This window comes from Alteromonas sp. LMIT006 (assembly GCF_024300645.1).
Taxonomy (GTDB): Bacteria; Pseudomonadota; Gammaproteobacteria; order Enterobacterales; family Alteromonadaceae; genus Opacimonas; species Opacimonas immobilis.
Genome location: NZ_CP101291.1, coordinates 16,936 through 38,784 on the forward strand (window position 1 = coordinate 16,936; position 21,849 = coordinate 38,784).

The 21,849-nt window shown below is 43.7% G+C and carries 14 protein-coding genes; 12 read left to right on the plus strand and 2 right to left on the minus strand.

What is annotated here, in order from left to right; genetic code table 11:
• A complete protein-coding gene (gene glnE / locus NLG07_RS00085) occupies positions 1-2,709 on the plus strand; it encodes a bifunctional [glutamate--ammonia ligase]-adenylyl-L-tyrosine phosphorylase/[glutamate--ammonia-ligase] adenylyltransferase (RefSeq protein ID WP_254855666.1) in 2,709 nt (902 codons plus the stop codon).
• A gap of 104 nt (positions 2,710-2,813) precedes the next feature.
• Here the strand turns inward: glnE and lpxL are convergent, their stop codons facing one another.
• Positions 2,814-3,737 carry an LpxL/LpxP family Kdo(2)-lipid IV(A) lauroyl/palmitoleoyl acyltransferase gene (gene lpxL, locus NLG07_RS00090; RefSeq protein ID WP_254855667.1) on the minus strand — a complete coding sequence of 308 codons (924 nt, stop codon included), beginning with the start codon at positions 3,735-3,737 and terminating at the stop codon, positions 2,814-2,816.
• 121 nt (positions 3,738-3,858) lie between these two features.
• On the opposite strand from lpxL, the gene NLG07_RS00095 reads away from it, so the two are divergent.
• Positions 3,859-6,990, plus strand: a complete 3,132-nt coding sequence (locus NLG07_RS00095; protein WP_254855668.1) for a PAS domain S-box protein — start codon at positions 3,859-3,861, stop codon at positions 6,988-6,990.
• Positions 6,991-7,001: 11 nt separating this feature from the next.
• Here the strand turns inward: NLG07_RS00095 and NLG07_RS00100 are convergent, their stop codons facing one another.
• The gene (locus NLG07_RS00100; RefSeq protein WP_254855669.1) at positions 7,002-7,259 is read right to left on the minus strand and encodes a DUF3081 domain-containing protein; all 258 of its coding nucleotides are present in this window, start codon (positions 7,257-7,259) and stop codon (positions 7,002-7,004) included.
• A gap of 103 nt (positions 7,260-7,362) precedes the next feature.
• Between NLG07_RS00100 and NLG07_RS00105 the strand changes: the two genes are divergently transcribed.
• The 10 genes from NLG07_RS00105 (at position 7,363) to NLG07_RS00150 (ending at position 21,527) form a co-directional block, all read left to right on the plus strand.
• The gene (locus NLG07_RS00105) at positions 7,363-9,639 is read left to right on the plus strand and encodes an acyl-CoA dehydrogenase (protein WP_303049211.1); all 2,277 of its coding nucleotides are present in this window, start codon (positions 7,363-7,365) and stop codon (positions 9,637-9,639) included.
• A gap of 102 nt (positions 9,640-9,741) precedes the next feature.
• On the plus strand, positions 9,742-10,332 hold the full coding sequence (locus NLG07_RS00110; RefSeq protein WP_254855671.1) for a thymidine kinase: 591 nt from the start codon (positions 9,742-9,744) through the stop codon (positions 10,330-10,332).
• A gap of 119 nt (positions 10,333-10,451) precedes the next feature.
• On the plus strand, positions 10,452-11,684 hold the full coding sequence (locus NLG07_RS00115) for an acyl-CoA dehydrogenase family protein (RefSeq protein ID WP_254855672.1): 1,233 nt from the start codon (positions 10,452-10,454) through the stop codon (positions 11,682-11,684).
• Positions 11,681-12,760, plus strand: coding sequence for a phosphotransferase family protein (locus tag NLG07_RS00120; protein WP_254855673.1), 1,080 nt, complete (start codon positions 11,681-11,683; stop codon positions 12,758-12,760). The genes NLG07_RS00115 and NLG07_RS00120 overlap by 4 nt, the downstream gene beginning before the upstream one ends.
• Before the next feature lie 33 nt (positions 12,761-12,793).
• On the plus strand, positions 12,794-13,540 hold the full coding sequence (locus tag NLG07_RS00125) for an SDR family oxidoreductase (protein ID WP_254855674.1): 747 nt from the start codon (positions 12,794-12,796) through the stop codon (positions 13,538-13,540).
• A gap of 8 nt (positions 13,541-13,548) precedes the next feature.
• Complete coding sequence (locus tag NLG07_RS00130; protein WP_254855675.1) at positions 13,549-14,430, plus strand: bile acid:sodium symporter family protein; 882 nt, start codon at positions 13,549-13,551, stop codon at positions 14,428-14,430.
• Positions 14,431-14,511: 81 nt separating this feature from the next.
• Positions 14,512-16,158 carry a serine hydrolase gene (locus NLG07_RS00135; protein WP_254855676.1) on the plus strand — a complete coding sequence of 549 codons (1,647 nt, stop codon included), beginning with the start codon at positions 14,512-14,514 and terminating at the stop codon, positions 16,156-16,158.
• Positions 16,159-16,162: 4 nt separating this feature from the next.
• Positions 16,163-17,908 carry an autotransporter assembly complex family protein gene (locus NLG07_RS00140; RefSeq protein WP_254855677.1) on the plus strand — a complete coding sequence of 582 codons (1,746 nt, stop codon included), beginning with the start codon at positions 16,163-16,165 and terminating at the stop codon, positions 17,906-17,908.
• Positions 17,872-21,066: a translocation/assembly module TamB domain-containing protein gene (locus NLG07_RS00145; protein WP_254855678.1), complete on the plus strand. Its 3,195-nt coding sequence runs from the start codon at positions 17,872-17,874 to the stop codon at positions 21,064-21,066. The genes NLG07_RS00140 and NLG07_RS00145 overlap by 37 nt, the downstream gene beginning before the upstream one ends.
• A 41-nt stretch (positions 21,067-21,107) precedes the next feature.
• Positions 21,108-21,527 carry a secondary thiamine-phosphate synthase enzyme YjbQ gene (locus tag NLG07_RS00150; protein ID WP_254855679.1) on the plus strand — a complete coding sequence of 140 codons (420 nt, stop codon included), beginning with the start codon at positions 21,108-21,110 and terminating at the stop codon, positions 21,525-21,527.
• Positions 21,528-21,849 lie beyond the last annotated feature (322 nt).

Below are 21,849 nucleotides of genomic sequence, written 5' to 3' on the forward strand. Positions count from 1 at the left end.
ATGACACACATTGCGATTGATTCGCCTTACTCAGCCCAGGTCATAGACCAGTATTCTGAGCAGTGGGAAAGCTTCGTTGCCCAGTATCCATTGAGCCACCCTCTGCCTCAAGATCTCCACCTCATTCTTGATAACCTGGTAACACAGTGCCAATCAGAAACTGAGCAACTTCGCGAATTACGTCAATTTAAACACTTGGCCATGGCACATATTACGCATCGTGACCTGTATCATGAGCAATCGATTCAGCAATCCGTACAACAGGTGTCACTGGTTGCTGATGCTACCATTTTATGTGCTTACAGCATGGCATATCAGCAAATTTCACAGCGCTATGGTGAACCTTTGGGTAGTCATGGCAAACAGCATTTATACATCTTGGGCATGGGCAAGTTAGGCGGTAATGAGCTCAACTTTTCTTCCGATATTGATTTGATCTTTGCTTATCCCGAAACAGGCGAATTCAGCGAACGACGCAAACCATTTGAATATCAACAGTTCTTTACCAAAGTGGCACAAAAGCTTATTTATTTGCTCGACCATACCACACTGGACGGCCAAGTTTGGCGGGTAGACATGCGCTTGCGTCCGCTCGGTGACAGTGGACCTTTAGTCATGCCTTTTTCCGCAATAGAAGAATACTATCAAAGCCAAGGTCGCAGTTGGGAGCGTTATGCGATGCTAAAAGCACGCATTCTCAATGCACAAGATGACTACAGCAATCAATTAAGCGACATACTGCAACCATTCATTTACCGTCGTTATGTGGATTTTAGCGTGCTCGACTCACTGCGCGAAATGAAACGTAACATTGCCCAAGAATACCGTCGTAGACAACTTTCAGACAACATTAAATTAGGTCGAGGCGGTATTCGTGAAGTGGAGTTCTTGGTGCAATGTTGTCAGCTGATCTATGGCGGGCGACATAAAGACTTACAGACGGCATCATTACAGAACGCTATGCAACACATCACCGAACATCAAATTTTGCCGAGCTCAGTGACCTATGAGTTGGAGCGTGATTATTGGATATTGCGTACCGTTGAGCATCGCTTGCAACAGTACAACAACCAACAAACTCAAACTCTGCCTCAAGATACGCAGCATAAAACGATTCTAGCTAAACAGTTAGGTTTCGCTTCATGGGCAGAAACGTATGAATATATTCAACAAGTTTCACACCGTATCCATGCTCATTTTAGATTGTTTATCCAAGATGAAGATGAACCAAACACAGAACAACACAATGCATATCAAGATATCTGGGAGCTAGCTTTAAGTGTCGAAGAGATGACCACTATTTGCACGAGCATAGACATTGCATTAGCGGAACAACTTATCCACGATAAAAATACCGCAAAACAATGGCAACTTGGTGAGCGAGGTGCGCGAATTTTAAATGCGCTGTGCCCGTTGTTTATCAAGCCGATCAGTGAGCATTCAGGTCGCGAACAAGTGCCGGTATGGTGTAGTGTTTTTCATTTGCTACAGGCTGTCTCTAAACGCACTGCTTACTTGGAACTGATGCTCGAAAATCACAATGTGCGTGAGCAGGTCTTATTATTTTGCAACAAAAGTACTTGGGTGATTGAACAATTATGTCAATTTCCAGTACTTCTTGATGAGCTCATTCATCCACAATATTTGCAACATTCGGAATACGACATGGATGGCTGGCGCACTGATTATCAAGCGCAACTACAACATGCATTACTCCGCATAGAACCGGATGATGTTGAGGCGCAAATTCAGGCGCTACGCCAGTTTAAACTTGCCCAAATGTTACGTATTGCTGCAGCTGATATTTTGGATGTTTTACCAATAGCGCATGTCAGTGACAAATTGACGTTGTTAGCTGAAACAATCCTAGCCAGAGTAGTAAATGATGCTTGGCATCATGTGACTACGCGATACGGTAAGTTACCCAACACCACTGAACAGGATACTGGCTTGGTCATAATTGGATATGGCAAGCTCGGTGGCATAGAATTGAGTTATCGTTCGGATTTGGATCTAGTCTGTCTCTTTGACCGTCCCAAAGACGCGGTAACCGATGGCAAAAAATCACTCTCTGCTGTAGAGTTTTACACCAAATTTGTTCAGCGTATCATGCACCTTATGCATACCAAAACCCTACTTGGGGATTTGTATGAATGTGATTTGCGCTTGCGCCCATCTGGCAATTCTGGATTGCTGGTTAGCTCATTCGAAACATTTTTAAGCTATCAACAAACAGAAGCGTGGGTATGGGAGCACCAAGCACTCTTGCGCGCTCGTCCGGTATATGGGGAGATGCATAGTTGTGCAAAATTTGCAGAGATTCGAAATCAAATATTAAGTCGACCGCGTGACGCTAAAAAACTCGCAAAAGAGGTATTGAACATGCGCCTCAAAATGCGCGAACACCTCAAAGCCAAAGACAAAGGAGTGATGGCTGATATCGAGTTTTTGACACAATATTGGTGCCTCGCAAATGCGCATCAACACCCAAATATTATCAATTACAGTGATAACATACGACAACTCGAAGCGTTGTGTAAGGCGAATATCATCTCAGAAACCACCGCACAGGAACTGACCCAATCTTATTTAACCTGGCGCCATCATCAGCATCATATGAGTATACAGCGCTCCCAAGTACATGATGATACAACATTGGGTTTACTCCAAGATGCTGTGCATAAGATTTGGAGACGTGTTTTTGAATGATGACTAGAACTATAATTTGAAGTTCGGTGCAGCGCTACAGTAGTAACAACAAAGGTACGTTTGTCAGGGCAAGTCTTAGCCATTACCAGTTCAGGAAAATGATCTCAGTAAAAACCAGCCTCCCCTTCGGGGCGTGTTTTGAAGCGTTTATGCATCCATAAATAACTTTCAGGCTGTTCGAGGACCATCGACTCTATATGTGCATTAAGCTCTGTTAATGCTTGTATATCTTCTTTATCGGCAAAATCTGGTATTGGTGGATAAAATTTTAATTTATATCCTGTTGCGGTGTATTGTGTACTTAACATGATAGGAATTGCTCCAGATCGACGCGGGAACATTAAGCATGCAGAAAGAGTTGCAGTAGACTCTACCGCAAAAAACGGGATGAAGTGACTGCCTCGGCGGCCGTAATCTTGGTCGGGTAAATACACACATAATTCACCGTCGCTTAACGCCTCAATCAATGCTCTAGAACTGCGTTTATCAATCATATACTTGTTCGAACGCGCGCGACCTCGATATTGCAAATAATCCATCAATGGATTGTTATGCGGTCTATAAAACGCTACGCTTGGTTCATATAAACCCAACAAACGGCAACTGACCTCCAGGTTCATGTTGTGGATAGCCATAACAAATGCGCCTTTACCTTGAGCTAACACCTTTTGAATATGCTCTTGGCCCTCTATCTCTAATAATGGTCTAAGACGTCGGTCCGGCCACCACCAGCCCATTGCTGTTTCAAACAAGGCCATTCCAGCCACTTTCAAATTCTGCTCAACTAGGTTATCGCGTTTAGCCTGAGGCCAATCTGGAAAGCACTTATCAATATTGACTCGAGCGATATGCACCCGTTTTTTGGCAAGTGTTTTGAGCAAAAAAGTATTCACTAAAGCGAGCTTGCGCAAAATCGCTAACGGTAATAGGGTAATGAGATACAAACACCCCACCCCAAACCAAACAGGCCAGTATTGAGGGAGAAAAAAAGCATAGGTAAATTGTGGTTTGTTGATTTTTTGGGGCACGTTAGTCACTGTGTTTCAGGTTACTGAAAAAGGTTTCTAAAACATTATTATATATAAATGCGGATTCACTGCTATAACTATATATGCTAACTCGGTTTTAATTACTTTGACGGATGCTATCTTGTCCAGTACTAATGATTTTCTTAACATTTTAAATGCAAGCTCAGCAGGGATTCTGCAGGTCGATGCAAACTCCATCATTCGCTTTGCGAATCAGCAGATCTGCCTTATGTTTGGCTACACACAACAAGAATTAAATGGCCAAGCTTTATCCATTTTATTACCCCAAGATATTGATTCTAGTCATAGTAATTGGGTAAAAATATTCCTACAACAAGGCAAGCGTCGTCCCATGGCCTTTGGTAACGTATTCAAAGGTATGGCAAAGGACGGTCAAGAAATTGCAGTCACAATTGGCTTAAACACCCTTGAAGTTCATAATGAAAACTTTGTTATTGCGACTATTACTGAGGCCTCTCGTTTATATGCTTCAGAACTGAGTCTAGAGGCTGCAAATATAGGAATGGCATCGCAAACTCAAAAATTATCAGAAACACAAAACGCCTTAGCATTAGAACAAGATAAGTACCAACTATTGGCACAAGTAACCGAACAAACTGACAGTGCGATTTTGTTGACAGACACCGACCTTAACGTGATCTGGAGCAATCGTGCAGCAGAAGTGATGAGTGGATACTCGCGTAAAGAGCTTGCCAGTATGCATCCACTAGATAGAATTTCTATACGAGCTAATCAGATTGATATCAATCGGTTGCGTAATGCCGTCAACCGTGAACAAATGTTCTCTTGCGAAATAGAACTGCTTAACAAAACACTCAAACCCTATTGGATAAAACTGTCTTGCCAACCCATTATGACTGAGGGTAAGTGCACCGGCTACATGTTTTTCGAATACGATATCAATGCGCGAAAATCATTCGAACACCAATTGCGCAATCGCAATAATTTGCAACGCGCTATACTGGATTCGGCCCAACAAATCATCATTTCAACTGATTTAAATGGGATTGTAGTGACCTTTAATGAGTTTGCATCAAGTTTATTGGGCTGGGGTTTTTTTGAAACGGTATCAGTATTGTCGATGAATATCTTTTTCGACTACACCTGTTTAGAGCAATTTGCAGACGAGGTCTCAAAAAAAATGGGTTACCCAGTTAGTGCCAATGTCGAAGCTTTATTACTTGCCACTAGAAAAAAACTATTTTCTGAGTATACCTTTACCTTCATCACCAAAGATAAGAAATCATTGCAAATATCATTGAATATGAGCGCTCTTTACTCGCGACATAATGATATCGAAGGTTATTTATTTATTGGACGCGATGTGACTCAATTGATTGCATTAGAAAATGAAAGTAAACGCAGTCATGAGTTAATTGAACAAACCGCCAAGGTCGCTAAACTAGGAGGCTGGGAATTCGATCTAAACACGAATAGTCTTTATTGGTCGGACGAGGTCTATCGGATCCACGAATTACCTGTTGGCAGTCATATCGATATCGAAGATGCGATCAATTATTATACCCCTGAAGCCCGCCCATTAATCCAACGCGCGATTGCCCAAGCTATCGAAAAACAAGTCTCATGGGATCTGCAAGTCCCTTTTATGACAGCCAAAAACAACCGTATTTGGGTTCGGGCAATGGGGCAACCTATAGTTGAAAACGGTGAAACCGTTTTACTGAAAGGGACGTTCCAAGACATCACAATTTTAAAAAATGCCGAAGAAAAGGCCAAAGAGGCCAATAAAATTAAGGGGCAGTTCCTTGCTAATATGTCACATGAAATTCGCACTCCAATTAATGGCATTATTGGTATGAACGAATTACTGCTTGAAACCAAACTCACTAAAAAACAGCGGAATTATGTCAATCTGGCTATGCAAAGTAGTCATTCACTGTTGCGCTTAATCAATGACATATTGGACTTCTCAAAAATTGAAGCAGGTAAATTAGCACTCCGCAGAGAACCAATTTTTATCCAGGCTTTACTCGAAGAGGTTGTGACAACGTGTAAGTTGCAACTCAAAGAAAAAGGATTAAGCTGTATCATCCAAAACGAAGTTTCTGAGCAAATCATCACTGATCCGATACGCTTGCAACAAATCCTACTAAACCTTTGCACGAACGCTATCAAGTTTACCCATAGTGGGAGTGTGACTCTTCGTGCACACTGGAGTAATACGCAACAAATAGAATTTAGCGTCATCGATACTGGGATTGGTATAGAACCAGACAAGCTAGAAGAATTATTTGAAGAATTCACGCAAATTGATGCAACGTCTACACGCGCGTATGGTGGCACTGGGCTTGGCCTCGCTATCAGCAAACAATTAGTCCAGTTGCTGGGCGGCACGATAAAAGTTTCTTCGATTATTAATCATGGTTCGACGTTCAGTTTTACCATTGCAACGTCTCTCTCTAAAAGGCAACAACCAACAAACTATAACGCCCTTTGCATTGGTAATGAAGCACAATTTGAGACTGTTTTTGACACACTCAAGCAAGCACCGAACTGGCAGGTTAAAGTTTCAAACTCAGTTCCAGAGATAATACAAAATCTAATCAAACCATCTTTTGTAAAATTTGACATAATTATAATAGCCGAACAAATTAATCAATTTGCAGCTACTGATGTAGTAAAAGCTTTGCGGCAAAATATTCAACAAGATGTTGCCCCAATCGTATTGCTTAGTAATGATCATTCTCACAACGCGACTTTTTTACAACAAAATGGTTTTGCAGGGCTACTCAATCCGAACTCTATTACTTCACACAACATAGAAGATTTAGCTATTTTAGCGCAACAACCCGATGCATTAAACTTGATGCCCATTCATGATCTTGATCCCAGTATGACATCCAGAATTTTACTGGTGGAAGATAATGAAATTAATCAAACCGTCGCCTTGGAATATCTACTCAAGCTTGGGTTTGAATGCGAGCTCGCGAAAAATGGTATAGAAGCTCTGAATATTCTTAACCAACGTGATAAACAGTTTGATCTAGTATTAATGGACTGTCAGATGCCAGAAATGGATGGCTATGAGACCACTAAGAAAATTCGCCAAGACCTTACTTACGCGCATCGCAAACATATACCCGTTATTGCATTAACTGCTCACGCGATGGAAGGAGACCGCGAAAAGTGCCTTGCATCCGGTATGAATAGCTACATCAGTAAACCCATTGACAAGGCGCAGTTAGCTGCAGAAATAAACCGCTGGCTGTGAGCTACTATGGCCTAATAGTTTTGCGCAATACTTTCAAGCTTACGAGTAAAGGCTTCTTTGTGCTCGGCTTTGTCATAATCAAGATGATATTGGTTGTGAAAGCCAACGCGCATTTTGACTTGTGCATCTTCCAAAAACACCGTGTAACCATCGTGATCAGTAAAGGCTTTGACACCTTCTAACCTATACGCAAAATCTTTGTACTCACCGTGTTGTCTGATTTTTTCAAACACTGAGAGCAAAAATTTAGTCTCGATATCATTTTTCATTAAATCAGTTCCTTTTTGGTATTTGTACGAAAAACTTGCAATTTTGTTTTGGTACTATTAAGCTTATCCAACTGGTCAGACATCAGAGGTCTTATGACTAGTCATGTGTCAACATTTTACATTGAGGCAATTTGTAATGAGCTTACGTACCCAACTTAAAAAAGTATTACCGCCAATTTCTGTTACCGAGCAAGAAGCACTTGATGCGGGAGACACTTGGATTGAAACATCAATTTATCAAGGTAAACCGGATCTGCATGCAGTACGCGCTCTGCCACAAGCCAAATTAACCGAAGAAGAACAAGCGTTTTTTGATGGTCCCTTACAAACTTTGTTAGGGATGCTTGATGATCATGCTTTACTGGAAGGTAAGCACATCCCACAACCCATTATGGATTTTTTATGCGAAAACAAATTTTTTGCCATGATTATTCCCAAAAAATTTGGTGGTCTTGAGTTTTCTCCTTATGCTAACTCGACTATTGTTGCGACCATTGCCACCAAAAGCGGTTCCATAGCGGTGACCGTCATGGTGCCAAACTCTCTAGGCCCAGGCGAGTTATTGATGCACTATGGTACTGAAGCACAGCAAAACTATTGGTTACCTCGTTTATCTGCTGGTCAAGATATTCCTTGTTTTGCGCTGACTAGCCCAGAAGCGGGTTCAGATGCTGGTGCTATTCCCGATGCAGGTATCGTGACTAAAGGTATGTACAATGGTGAAGAAGTATTAGGCTTATCCGTCACTTGGGATAAGCGATACATCACCTTAGCCCCCATTGCGACCGTATTGGGGCTTGCTTTTAAAGTATTCGACCCAGACCAGTTACTCGGTGACAAACTCGAATTAGGCATTACTTGTGCACTTCTACCCAAAGACCACCCAGGCGTTGAGTTAGGAAACCGTCACGAGCCGATGGGCATGCGTTTTTATAATGGTACGACACGGGGCACCAACGTCTTTATCCCAATGGACTTCATTATTGGTGGGCAGAAAAACATTGGTCGCGGTTGGCAGATGTTAGTGAGCTGTCTCGGTGCAGGTCGCGGTATTTCACTCCCAGCGCTCGGCACAGCGTCTGCGCACAGCGCGTTTAAATCAACGGTTGAATATTCATTCGTGCGCGAGCAATTCGGTGTACCTATTGGTCGCTTTGAGGGTATTCAGGAAAAGATTTCTGATATTGCGGGTAAAACCTTCCTGCTCGAAGCTATGCGTGTCATGACAACAGAAGGCCTAGGTGAAGGTTTGAAACCTTCTGTTGTGACCGCCATTGCAAAATATCACATGACTGAGCTTGGTCGTGACGTAGTGAATTCCGCTATGGATGTACAAGCGGGTAAAGCGATTCAACGTGGACCACAAAACACACTTGCCAACGGTTATTGCTCATTACCGATTGCCATCACAGTTGAAGGCGCAAATATTTTAACTCGCAATCTGATGATCTTTGGCCAAGGTGCGATGCGCTGTCATCCTTACTTAAAGGAAATGGTGGATTTGATTCACTCTGATGATGCCTCTGCTGACAAAGCCTTCCGTAAGGTCTTAGGCAAAACGGTCTGGTTCAGTGTAAAAAATGCGTTTAGAAGTATGCGTAATGCATACCTACCTTTCACGCGAAACACCTCTTCTGAATTACCAGAGGTTCGTGTATATGAAAAACGCTTAAATGCCTTATCCGCAAAACTCGCGCCAATGGCCGATTTATCACTGCTAGTATTAGGCGGTGAGCTGAAAAAGGCCGAAATGCTATCTGCACGTTTAGGCGATGTGTTGAGTCATGTCTATGCGGCAATGGCCTGTATTCGCTTCTATGAACAACGCGTTTCAGACCGCGCGGAGGCTCAATTGTATTTTGATTATGCAATGCAGTGGACCTTGACCCAGGGTGAAAAAGCGCTAGCGGAGTTTATTAACAACTTCCCTAATACGCCAGCTCGTGGCTTGATGCGTTTACTGACAAATACCTACAGCAACCGCATCGATACCATTAGTGATGAATTACGTCGTGATTTATCGGTAGCCACAATGCAGGACAACAGCATCAAACGTGAACTGTCACACCTAGTCATTGCCCAGCCAGGCGATGGCAATGATATTAACGAGCAAGCGTTTTTGGCTAAGCATGAGGCAATGCCACTGTTAAGCAAGGTGCAAAAAGCATTGCGAAAAGCGCCTGTCGTACCGTTCATTTCATTTGCCCATGCGGTATCTGAATTGACGCAAAAAGGTGAACTCACCAGTGCCGAGGCTGATACATTGCTCGCCTATGATGAAAAACGCAAACTGGCTGTTCGTGTAGATGAGTATACCTTCGATTTGGAACTCATTGATGCCACGCAGGAAAGTCACAAAGTAGCGGTCGACGCAGCATAAAGAATTGTTTTGATTTAATCTGGGCCAGTCGTTACTGGCCCTTTTTGTTTCTGTTGTGCACTGTGCTAGAATCCAATTCTTTTAAAGATCCGAGACGGTTTTGTGGCACAACTTTATTTTTATTACTCAGCAATGAACGCAGGCAAATCGACCGCCTTGTTACAATCTGCGTACAATTATGAAGAACGTGGTCACAAGATTTTGTTGTACACCGCCCAACTGGATAATCGCTATGGCGCGGGCAAGATCACATCTCGATTAGGCATCAGTCGCCCTGCGTTGACCTTTCACGAAGGAACTGATTTATTCAGTGATGTCATTGCCAAACGCGAACTCGGCAATATCGACTGTATTTTCATTGACGAAGCTCAGTTTCTGAGTAAGCAACAAGTTATGCAATTAGTTCATATTGTGGACGACTTAGATATCCCAGTTTTGTCTTATGGGATCCGTACAGACTTCTTAGGAGAAACCTTTCCAGGCAGTCAATATCTGTTGGCGTGGTCTGACAAATTAACGGAACTCAAGACGATTTGTCATTGCGGCCGCAAAGCGAATTTTGTCGTTCGACTTGACGAGCAAGGTCATCCCATCCACGGTGGTGAACAAGTACAAGTCGGGGGTAATGAGCGCTATGAATCTGTGTGTCGGAAGCACTTCAAAGATTTGGTGTGGGGGCACTTACCCATTTAATTCGCCGTCTTAACGTTGCAACATTTTGTAACGGCTTTTTTTGTAATCCAATCAAGAGTTTGCCTAGCGAAATTCGATAAGTTTTAGTATCCTTTAGCAAAATGTTAATGGAGTGTTGCGTGGATTTTACTTATTCAAACAAATGTCAAGAATACTTAAACAAAGTACAAGAATTTATCGACGAGCACATCGCCCCAATAGCATCCGATGTCTACGCATTTATGCACCACCAAAACAATCATGGTAACTGGCGAGAATGGCAACTTCACCCAGAAGTAGAACGCCTCAAAGTCCTCTGTCGAGAACAAGGGCTGGCGAATTTGTTTTTGCCCGATACTGAACTAGGACAAGGTTTAACTACCTTAGAATATGCCCCTCTTGCTGAAGCCATGGGACATTATTTATTTGCTCCTGAGGTATTTAACTGTAATGCGCCAGATACTGGCAACATGGAAGTGTTATATCATTTTGGTTCAGAAGCACAAAAGACGCAATGGCTCACTCCTCTTCTCAATGGCGAGATCCGTTCGGTGTTTGGTATGACTGAGCCAGACGTTGCCTCTTCCGATGCCACCAACATGCAGGCCAGCATTGAGTTTGATGGAGATGAGCTGGTGTTAAACGGGCGAAAATGGTGGTCTACTGGACTAGGCCATCCAAACGCAAAACTGATTATTTTTATGGGTCTTTCCAATCCTGAAAACGACAGACATGCACAACATTCTATGGTCTTAGTACCGGTTGATAGCGAAGGTTTAACCATTGAACGCATGCTCACCGCCTACAGCGATTATGACGCACCCTATGGGCATGGACAGATGGTGTTTGAGAATGTCAGAGTGCCTAAAGAGAACTTAATTCTCGGCGCAGGCAAAGGTTTTGCCATTGCTCAAGGCCGTCTTGGACCTGGTCGAATTCACCATTGTATGCGCGCCATTGGCATGGCCGAAGAAGCTTTGTCATTGTCAATGAAGCGGGCTGTATCACGTGAAGCCTTTGGCAAAAAATTATTTGATTTGGGGGGCAATAGCGAACGTATTGCCGATGCGCGAATGAAAATTGAGCAAGCTCGCTTACTGACACTGCAAGCTGCATGGAAAATCGATAATTTAGGCGTCAAGAATGCCATGGTCGATATCAGTGCCATCAAAGTGGTTGTGCCCAATATGCTGCAAGAAGTTGTCGATATGGCCATTCAAATCCACGGTGGTGCAGGTGTTTCAGATGATTTTGTACTGGCTCGCTTAGCCGGTGCCGCACGAGTATTAAGACTTGCAGATGGGCCAGACGAAGTGCATCGCGCGATGGTCGCTAGATTAGAAAAACGCAAATACACAGTGAGCACACGATGAGTCATGCCCAATGGCAAGATCGTGCCCGTTCTGTGAGAAGTGGAGAGGAACTGCCTCTTGATTCGTTGCAACCTTGGTTGCAAGCGCAATTAGATTTGCCCCATACGGCTCCGGAAGTCACTCAATATAGCGGTGGCGCCTCGAATTGGACGTATTGCTTGAGCTATGCTGAGTGCGAGGTGATTTTGCGCCGTGCCCCTGCTGGGCGAAAAGCGAAAGGCGCCCACGACATGGCGCGTGAATATCGCTTGCAAAAAGCCCTGGCAGAGGTATTCCCATTTGTCCCACAAATGCTCGGTGTGTGTCAGGATGATGCGGTGATAGGCAGTGATTTTTATATCATGCAAAAGCTCAACGGCATCATTCCACGAGCGAATTTACCCAAAGATCTGGATTTGTCGCGCGATCAGATTGAAAAACTTTGTCTGAACGCGATTGATACACTTATTGCATTACATAAGGTGGATTACGTAAGTGCTGGCTTAAATGATATTGCTAAGGGAAGTGGCTACGTTTCGCGCCAAATTCACGGCTGGAACGAGCGTTATGTGCAAGCCAAAACATGGCAAGTCCCGTCAGCAAAAGGGATCCGCGAGTGGCTGGTCGAGAATATGCCGACCACCGAAACCATTTGTCTTACCCACAATGATTTTCGCTTTGATAACTTGGTTTTGGATTTAGACGACCCAACACGCATTATTGGCGTCCTAGATTGGGAACTTGCGACTTTAGGTGATCCACTCATGGATTTGGGCAACTCTCTAGCCTATTGGGTAGAAGCGGGTGATGATCGCATTGCACAAGGGACACGCCGTCAACCTACTCATCTGCCGGGCATGCTAACTCGGCAAGAAGTCATCGAATATTATGCAGAGAAAACCGGCGCAGATGTATCCAATATGACATTTTATCAAGTGTACGGTTTGTTTCGCTTAGCGGCGATTGTGCAGCAAATTTATTATCGCTATCATCACAAGCAAACGCGAAACAAGTCGTTTCGACATTTGTGGTTTTTTAACCATTATTTACAACATCGTTGCCGCCAATTGATCAATCGACACGGTATATCAGCGTAATAAGCATGCATAAAACAACAAAAAGGAAGCACCATGCGACAGAATATTTTAATCACCGGAGCCAGTTCAGGATTGGGCTATGGCATGGCCATCGAATTTGCCAAGATGGGGAGAAACCTTGCATTATGTGCTCGTCGGGTGGAAAGATTAGATGAACTCAAAGCCGAACTTAATCACATCAATCCCAATATTAAGGTGGTTTGCAAAGCGTTAGATGTTAACGAACACGACGATGTGTTTAAAGTATTTAAACAGTTTGATGATGAGATGGGCGGGCTTGATCGGATCATTGTCAATGCTGGGATGGGCAAAGGCGCTTCAATTGGGACTGGGTATTTTTATGCCAACAAGCAGACCGCAACGACCAATTTTGTTTCGGCATTAGCGCAGATGGAAGCGGCAATGGAGCTATTTCGGCAGCGCAACGCCGGACATCTGGTGACTATTTCATCCGTGAGTGCAGTCAGCCCCTATCGTCGAGCGTTAACCGTGTATGCCGCAACCAAGGCAGCGCTGACATCCATGACGCTCGGGCTGGCAATTGATGTGATGAACACCCCAATCAAAATAACCGCTATCCATCCAGGCTTCATTCGCTCGGAAATCAACGAGAAAGTCAAAAAAGTCCCCTTTATCGTGGATACCGAAACGGGGTGTAAAGCCATGGTCAAAGCGATAGAGAAAGAAGGGGAAAGCTATTTTGTGCCCGCTTGGCCGTGGGCGTGGCTGCAGTATATTTTGCGTATTGCACCCAAATCCATTCTCAAGAAAATGAGTTAGGAACGACGATGGAAGCTTCTTTTTTTACCCAAGTGTTACTGCCGTTGTCTCTTGCTGTCATTATGTTTGGGATGGGGCTATCTCTCACTGTAAGTGACTTTAGACGATTATTACAAACGCCAAAAGCGGTATTTTTAGGTTTGTTTGGACAATTAATCGTTCTACCGGTTGTGGCGATTGGGCTTATCTACATATTTGCGGTACCTGCGCATATCGCAGTAGGGATTATGATTTTGGCGGCATGCCCAGGTGGCACATCATCGAATCTATTGGCGCAAATTGCACGTGCCAATCTTGCGTTATCCGTCTCGTTAACAGCCATTACAACTGTGTTTTGTATTATCACGACACCATTGCTCATCAAATGGGGGATCAGTCTGTTTTCTGATACACCTGATGAGCAATTTTCACTAATCAAAACCTCATTAAGCCTACTCGTCATCTCCTTGATACCCATTGCTATAGGCATGATGATCCGACGTTTTGCTCAAGGGTTTGCTTTGCGTTCCGAAGGCTTTTTTAGGCACTTATCGACTTTTTTCCTGTTCTCGATGATCGCAAAAATTGCCTATGACGAACGAGAGATGCTGATGGACTCGTTTCCAACGATATTTATTTTTACGCTTTCATTGAATCTAATCGCCACACTGGCTGGTGTATTATTGGCAAAATTGGGCAAACTCAAGGTTCACGATGCAGTGACTCTGGGCATTGAAGTCGGTACTCAGAATGGCTCAATGGCTATTTTAATTGCGGTGACATTTTTAAGTAATTCGCAATACGCTATTGCCGGTGGTGTTTATGGAGTATCCATGTATCTCGGCGCATTGCTTCTTATTATTCTGAAACGCAAAGGACTGCTCGACAAATTGGGTTTCGTTACAAATTAATCCCATTGTTTGATCGTATATTCATTGGCATTTCAGCATCCCTCTAGTACTCTATAAACAGAGAATGAATAGAGGGATATTATGCTGGGTCGTTGGTCAATTGGATTGGTTTCTTTAGGTTTGCTATGTGGTTTTGCCGCCACTGCTCAAGAGGCAAAGCTTAGCCATAATTTGGCAACACAAATCACATCTATTCACCCAAACCCCAACCCAGAGCTTATTACCCCTGATTCACTCAGAAGAGTTGTTGATAAAGCACTACAAACGTTTCACACCCCAGGCGTCGCGGTTGGCATCAGTCACCAAGGTCAAATCGTGCATGCCCAAGGTTATGGCCATCGCGACTTAGCCAATGAATTACCGGTCAATCCGTTTACTTACTTTCGCTTAGCGTCCACTTCAAAAGCGTTTACCGCTGCGTCAGTCGCAATTTTGGTGGATGAAGGCAAATTAGCATGGGATGACCACGTGATAGATCACTTGCCAGATTTTCGCTTGCATGATCCGTATGTCACTCGAGAATTTCGTATCATTGATTTGCTCACTCATCGCAGTGGCCTTGATGACGGTGCAGGGGATGCGATGATTTGGCCTGAACCGTCAGGATTCACTCGCGGTGAAGTCATTCATAATTTACGTTATTTAACCCCGCGTTTTTCCTTTAGACAAACCTATAGTTATTCAAATGTACTGTATATCACCGCAGCTGAAATCGTGGCAAAAGTAGCCCAAATGCCGTGGGCGCAATTTATTGACGAGCGGATTTTCCAACCTCTAGACATGGAGTGTTATGCTGGTGATATGCCATTAAATGCTTTAAACAATGTGGCAAAGGGGTATGGTCATAATGACGAACGTGGGATTTATCCCATTCCACGCAACGAAATTCAAGGCAAAGAGCTGATGTCCGCCGCCGCAGGCGGTTTGGTCTGCCATGTTGATGGGATGCTCAAATGGATCGAAGCGCTGTTAAACGATGCCAAAGCCCCAAATGGCGAAATGATATTCAGTAGCAAAGCATTAGCCAATATGTGGCGTTCTCACACCTTATTGAATGTTTCGAGTACCGCTCGCAATCTGCACAAAACCCATTTTAGAGCTTATGGCATTGGTTGGCGCAAAGAAAACATCTACGGCTATGAGATGCTGTCTCACACCGGAACACTTTCAGGATATCAGGCTTATGTAGCGTTAATTCCAGAATTTGAACTCGGCGTGGTCGTGCTCAATAACGGTTCCAATTATGGTGTGCGTTCATCTATTATGCAAAGTATCATTAAATCAGTAATGCCTGAGGCGCCACCGATGGATTGGGTAGATTATTATGTTGAGCGGCAAGCCAAAGCCGAAGCACGATGGCTCGAGCAATATGGTGAAAAACCCGAAGGTAGAGGAAAAGTCAACCTGGCAGCGTCTGCTTATTTTGGTGAATACCAGAGTGAGTGGTACGGCACCATGCGGGTATTTGCAGATGAGCAAAATACCATTCGTCTAGTATCTGAACGAATGGCTACCCTCACTGGCACGCTAGAGCCTTTTGCTGATCACTCTTGGGTCGTGCGTTGGGACAATCAAAACGCGGCATCTGATGCCTTTGTACACTTTGTCGTAAACCCCAAACAAGAAGTTATGCACTTTACGCTGCATCCTTTTCAAAACAAAATCGAAGACGATCATAATTGGCGTGACATGACGTTTATCAAACTAGTGATGAACGACACGGAGTAAGAATATGAAATTCTGGGCATGGAGTTGCCTTTTTTTGACTTCTCTAGCAGTAGCTCAAGTCAATATACAATGGCACCACCCCCCTCCATCAGAGGTTAAAAACAACATTGAAATCGCGTTAAAGACCTACTCGGGCTTCGCTGATTGTGACTCAATCAGTCCTCTCGAGCTTGCCCAACAGCGCCAGTCTTTGGGTAGTTTATTGCTCGATTCGTTTCATGCGTTTGGGTATTTCGATGCTCAATTTACTGAGTTGGAGATGAGCAGTTCGACCCAATGTAATACTTGGTCGGCCACTCTGCGGTTGGGCGAGCGCGCTCAGCTTTATGCCATTGAGGTTGACGCCGATTCAGCACTCTATGACGACCCAGTGCTCACCAAACGCTATACAGAATTGACGCAACACGTTGGCAAGCGTTTTAGTCAAAAACATTATACTGCCTTCAAAGATGATATTTACAGTCTAGCAATTGCACGTGGCTATTTTGATATCACAATGGGTCAAAGTCAGATTGTCGTCGCACAAAACAATCGTGATATCACTTTGCGCTATGATTTTGAGTTTGGCGATAGATATGTCATCAATGCATTGGAACTTCCTGCTAACACCATCAATCAAGCTTTACTCAATAATATTATTGAGCTCAAGCTAGGTGAGCCCTATGCATTGGAACGTATCAACGAGATGCGCAATGCCTTAAATCGCTCGGGGTATTTTGCAACGGTACAAATCCGGCCAGACCTGGCCAATCGACGTGATGGCAAAATTAATCTCATCGCCACATTAACTGAAAAGCCCAAACACCAAGTCGAATACGGTATCGGCTTCTCAACCGATGTCGGTCCACGCGCGTCGGTTTCATGGAAACGCGCCAGATTAAATGACAGTGGTCATAGTATACGCTTATCCTCCAAAGTATCCGCTCCCGAGCAACAAATCAGCGCGACGTATAAGGTCCCTTTGGCTAATCCAAATCGCGAATACATTAACTATCAACTTGGACTTGAACGAACTGACTTCAATGACAGCGAAGGCTTATCCTTGAGTTTAGGGGCAACCCGATTTTTCCCAGTCGGTCATTTTCATGAACGCCTTAACGACTGGCATGCCAGTATATTTTCTCGGTACACATACTCAGACTTTACCCAAGCGGATGTCAATGCCAACACTAAATTATGGTACTTAGGTGGGAGTTTGCATTATTTACAAACCGACGATATGTTATTTCCGTCAACCGGTGAGCGACATGATCTAACGCTAGAAACTGCTCAGAATAGTTTATTGAGTGATTTTACGGTGTATCGTCTTACGGCTCAAACCAAGTGGTTAAGACCATTATCAAGCGCTTGGACATGGCTCGGGATCTGGCGCGCAGGCTGGATGGACACAGATGATTTTACTCGTACTCCGAGCGAACAACGCTTTTATTTGGGCGGTGACCAAAGCATTCGTGGGTTTGGCTACAAAGACATCGCACCTAGAGATACAAATGGTGCTTTGCTTGGTGGCGAGCAAAGCGTATCGACCCAACAAGAACTCATATATCAAATTAATGACTCATGGGGCGTAGCCGGATTCTTCGATACGGCTCAAATCAGTTACAATGCTCAATCCTTGTCTGCCTCTAGTGTTGGATTGGGGGCGATTTGGCGCTCATCCTTGGGCCCTGTGCGTTTGTATGCTGCCCGAGGCAGCAGTACTGCAGAGTCTACTTGGCGACTGCACATTTTGTTGGGGCCGGTATTATGACGACAGACAATGCTGTTGCAAAACAGGTCACTCCCCCGCATTGGCGCTGGCTACGACGCTTGCTATGGACCCTATTTGCTTTAACCCTTGTAACATTAAGTTTATTGGTTGGTTTGCTTAATTCAAACTTAGGTACATTAGCGATTAAGCAAGCCCTTGAACGCATAGATTGGGTCAGCGTTGAACAGATTGATGGGACGATTTTTCATGGTATGCGCTGGCGTAATGTCCGTGTCGCGCATCCAGCTCTATCGGGACAGATCACGCAACTAGACTTTGCGCTATCGCCCATTTGTCTATGGCAAAAGCAAATTTGTCTGGAACAACTGTTTATTGAATCAGCCAGTTTTCAGCTTGAAGATAATACCACCATCAATTTAGCAAACTGGTCTGCTCTGGTTAACATTAATCTGGAAAATGGCATTGTCATTTATCCTACGCAAATCCAAGGTGACGAGCTACATGTTTATCTACCTGATAGTCAACCGCTTTCATCAATAGCTGCAGCACCGTCCCCATCGTTCGACTTTAGCTCAAAAGAAGCAATTATTGAGCAAATAGAGACCGGAATTGAAACGATTTTCCAGGCCGTTCAGTATTATCAAACAACGCTCTCCAAAACCACTGACTTCGAGTTTAGCCCCGAGCAACTGCAAAACGCACTGCCAAAACTAGTTTGGCCTGTATTGGCAGAAGACATTGCACTCTCTATCAGTTCGTTTGCCGTAGTACAAAACCAAACATCCGTTATACCTGAGAGTATGGTTAAAGGTCACTTTGCACTGACTGAACAACTCAGCATAAAATCGATACTTGTCAGTAACCAATATGGGGAGCTTAATGGTAACGCGACTCTTGGACCAGACTATAATGTGCGTGCGGATCTTAGCTTATACATCAACGGTCTTTCACTGCCGATTGAAAATGTTGTATTTGCATTAGATGGCTATCTGCTCTCGCCAGCAATTGCATTTGACACCACTGGCCAATTCATAAGTAATGGGCACTTAAGAGTTGATTTGACTGATAGAGCCATACCCGTCGATGTCTCTCTGACTTGGGATAGATTTGTAGAACAAATAAATGATATTCAGATTGACCTTGCCCCAGGTATCTTAATCATACAGGGCAATCGCTATCAAGCTAAAGCAGAGATTGATGTGTTTTTAGAGCACGTAGTTCAAGAAGATAAATTGGCGATTACTGGAATCAATATTGACTGTTCGCTATCGGTAAGTCTTACTCAATTAAACACGCAAGATTGCGGTGTTGGCCTAGGCAATACGTACATACCATTGAACCTCCTAATCGACGCTAGAGAGAGTCTGGCCTTCACTGTTACGACGCAGTTCGCTCTAAACCAACAAAGTGATCTGTTTCAATGGCGCATTCAGGGCACTCCTCTTAAAAATTATTGGCAAGGCTTTTTACTCGATACCTATACGGCTGATATTTCAATTACCCAAGATTCGTTTTCCTTGCGTCACACACTTACTGGTGAACTTGGTAAACCACTATCAGTGCATAATGACATGACCGCTGAGCTATTTAATGATGCGATAAAAATAGACATTTCCAAGCTCAACCTGAGTTACGGTGAGGAAAATCTGGAATTAGCCTCTTTTAGCAGTGCGTTGAATGGTCAAACACTGACTCTTTCTCCAGTGCAGATTGATTTATATTCTTCAAATAATAGGGTGAGTAGATTATCCGTTACGCTTGATCCTCTGGTATTTGAGCAGATGGATTTAGGAGCAGAGATTATTTTGGATGACACTGGACTGGCTGAAATTTTCAATTTGGTAAACGGATATTTAACTACGCCAATTCAAATTCACACCGATGCATCAGTTGCGCTAGAAACGCGCTTGCAATGGAAGGACTATCAGCTCAAAGCAAATACCAATTTACGGGTATCACCAAGTACTTGGGCACTAACTCCAACTTTGCAATTTGTTTTAGAAGAAGCTCAAATTAAGGGAGACGTAAAGTGGGATATTGAACAGCCTATCAGTACGGCTCAAATCCGTTCACGTGGGCAAATTACCGGCCAAAATTTAGGTCAAATTGAACTTGAAATCGACTTCCTAAATACGCTAGCCGTGTATGCTCAGTTGAAAGAAGTAAATTTAGCAATATTCTCTGACTTAGTGCCTATGTTTGAGGATTTTAGTGGGTTGGCCTCAGCAAATATTGCGTTACGACAGTTCGATAATGATTTGAATATTAACGGTGTGGTCATAGTACCTGCACTGAATCTTGAGCTTGATAAACTGCCCGAGTCACATATTCAATCACACCCTGACCTTGTATTCATCCAGCCACAAAAACAGATCTTTAGCCTTGAGGAAAGTGATAAATTCAGTATGCCATTTGGCATTAACCTTGATATCAATGCCATCATCGACCCACTTAAACGTCAAAAAGTACGATTAAAGGCGTTTGACTTTGCCACATCTCTACATGGTGCGCTAAACGTACGCCTTGAGGGCACAAACTTAGCGGTATTGGGGGATCTCAATCTAACTGATGGTTTGTACCAAGCATATGGTCAAGATTTATTGGTGCGGCGCGGAGTGTTGAATTTTACGGGTCCGGTTGGTTTGCCATATATATCACTAGAAGCCATTCGCAACCCAAAAACCATGAACGAAGACGTCATTGCAGGGATTAGAGTTCAAGGTTTGAGCCAGAATTTACGCGCAGAGCTATTCAGTGAACCTGAATTTGAAAATCCCAATATTTTGTCTTACCTGATTCGCGGCAAAGAGCTCAATGCTGCATCAGATGAAAACTCGTCTGTGGTGATTACTAATGCCCTGCTCGGTTTTGGTCTGGGGCAAAGCGAGAGTGCATTGTCGCGCTTGGGTAGTTCATTAGGGGTGGACAACTTACAATTGTCGACTCAAGGTGCTGGCGAGCAAACCCAAATAGGTGTTAGCGGTAAGCTCAATGAGCGACTGAGTGTCGAATATCGAGTTGGCGTGTTTGAAGAAATTGCCGAATGGGGACTGCGCTATCAATATCGTCCCAACCTTTATATCGAAGCAACCAGCGGTGCACATAATGCATTGGATGTATTTTACCAGATCGCGCGGGGCACTCGCTCCGAAACAGAATCGAATCAGGTACTTGAGTCAACGCCTAGTGAGCAGTAGCATAGTATCTTATTAACACGTATTTTTACTAGGTCATTTTCATGTGGGTGCAGCATCAACTTACTTTACCAGCTTATCAACGGGGGTTTCACCTCATTACAGATAGGATAGCCTCTCAAATCCCTCAGCTAGCACTGTGTAAAACAGGTCTTTTACATGTATTTATCCAGCATTCTAGTGCATCTCTCACCATTAATGAAAATGCCGATCCGACCGTGCGAATCGATTTTGAATCGCACTTCAATGTCATCGCTCCTGAAAACCAACCCTATTATCGCCACACCTATGAAGGCCCAGATGATATGCCGGCACACCTTAAAGCGAGTCTCCTTGGTTCATCTGTAACTATTCCCGTCGCTAATGGCAAACTTTTACTTGGTACATGGCAAGGAATATATTTAGGGGAACATAGAGATCATGCATCACCACGAACACTGGTCTTGACCTTGCATGGAGAGTAATCAAAAGTCACTGTGCGCTTCACGTTGCTCATGTAATCTCTCAATTTCTTTAATCACGATTTCTTTTAATAGTGGACGCGCACTTGAATTCAGGTAAAGACAGGTTCGCTCAACATTCGTAAATTCTTCCTCTGAAAAAAACAAGGTAATGCGTTTTTTAGGAGACGACGATATATGGTTATAGTTACTTTTGGAAGTAGTCGGAATCAATTGCACTATGGTTCTCTCTTGGGGTGTATTATCCAGTGATTTAATGATACCGAACGCTATTCTTGTGCCTACTGGTCAAAAGCTCTGATTTCACAAAATATACTTTGTGAAA

Bases quoted from the DNA above. Each gene is read 5' to 3' on its own strand.
- NLG07_RS00135 (WP_254855676.1), top strand. From the start codon at position 14,512: ATGCTGGGTCGTTGGTCAATTGGATTGGTTTCTTTAGGTTTGCTATGT.
- glnE (WP_254855666.1), top strand. From the start codon at position 1: ATGACACACATTGCGATTGATTCGCCTTACTCAGCCCAGGTCATAGAC.
- NLG07_RS00140 (WP_254855677.1), top strand. From the start codon at position 16,163: ATGAAATTCTGGGCATGGAGTTGCCTTTTTTTGACTTCTCTAGCAGTA.
- NLG07_RS00125 (WP_254855674.1), top strand. From the start codon at position 12,794: ATGCGACAGAATATTTTAATCACCGGAGCCAGTTCAGGATTGGGCTAT.
- NLG07_RS00100 (WP_254855669.1), bottom strand. From the start codon at position 7,259: ATGAAAAATGATATCGAGACTAAATTTTTGCTCTCAGTGTTTGAAAAA.
- NLG07_RS00105 (WP_303049211.1), top strand. From the start codon at position 7,363: ATGTGTCAACATTTTACATTGAGGCAATTTGTAATGAGCTTACGTACC.
- NLG07_RS00130 (WP_254855675.1), top strand. From the start codon at position 13,549: ATGGAAGCTTCTTTTTTTACCCAAGTGTTACTGCCGTTGTCTCTTGCT.
- NLG07_RS00150 (WP_254855679.1), top strand. From the start codon at position 21,108: ATGTGGGTGCAGCATCAACTTACTTTACCAGCTTATCAACGGGGGTTT.
- NLG07_RS00120 (WP_254855673.1), top strand. From the start codon at position 11,681: ATGAGTCATGCCCAATGGCAAGATCGTGCCCGTTCTGTGAGAAGTGGA.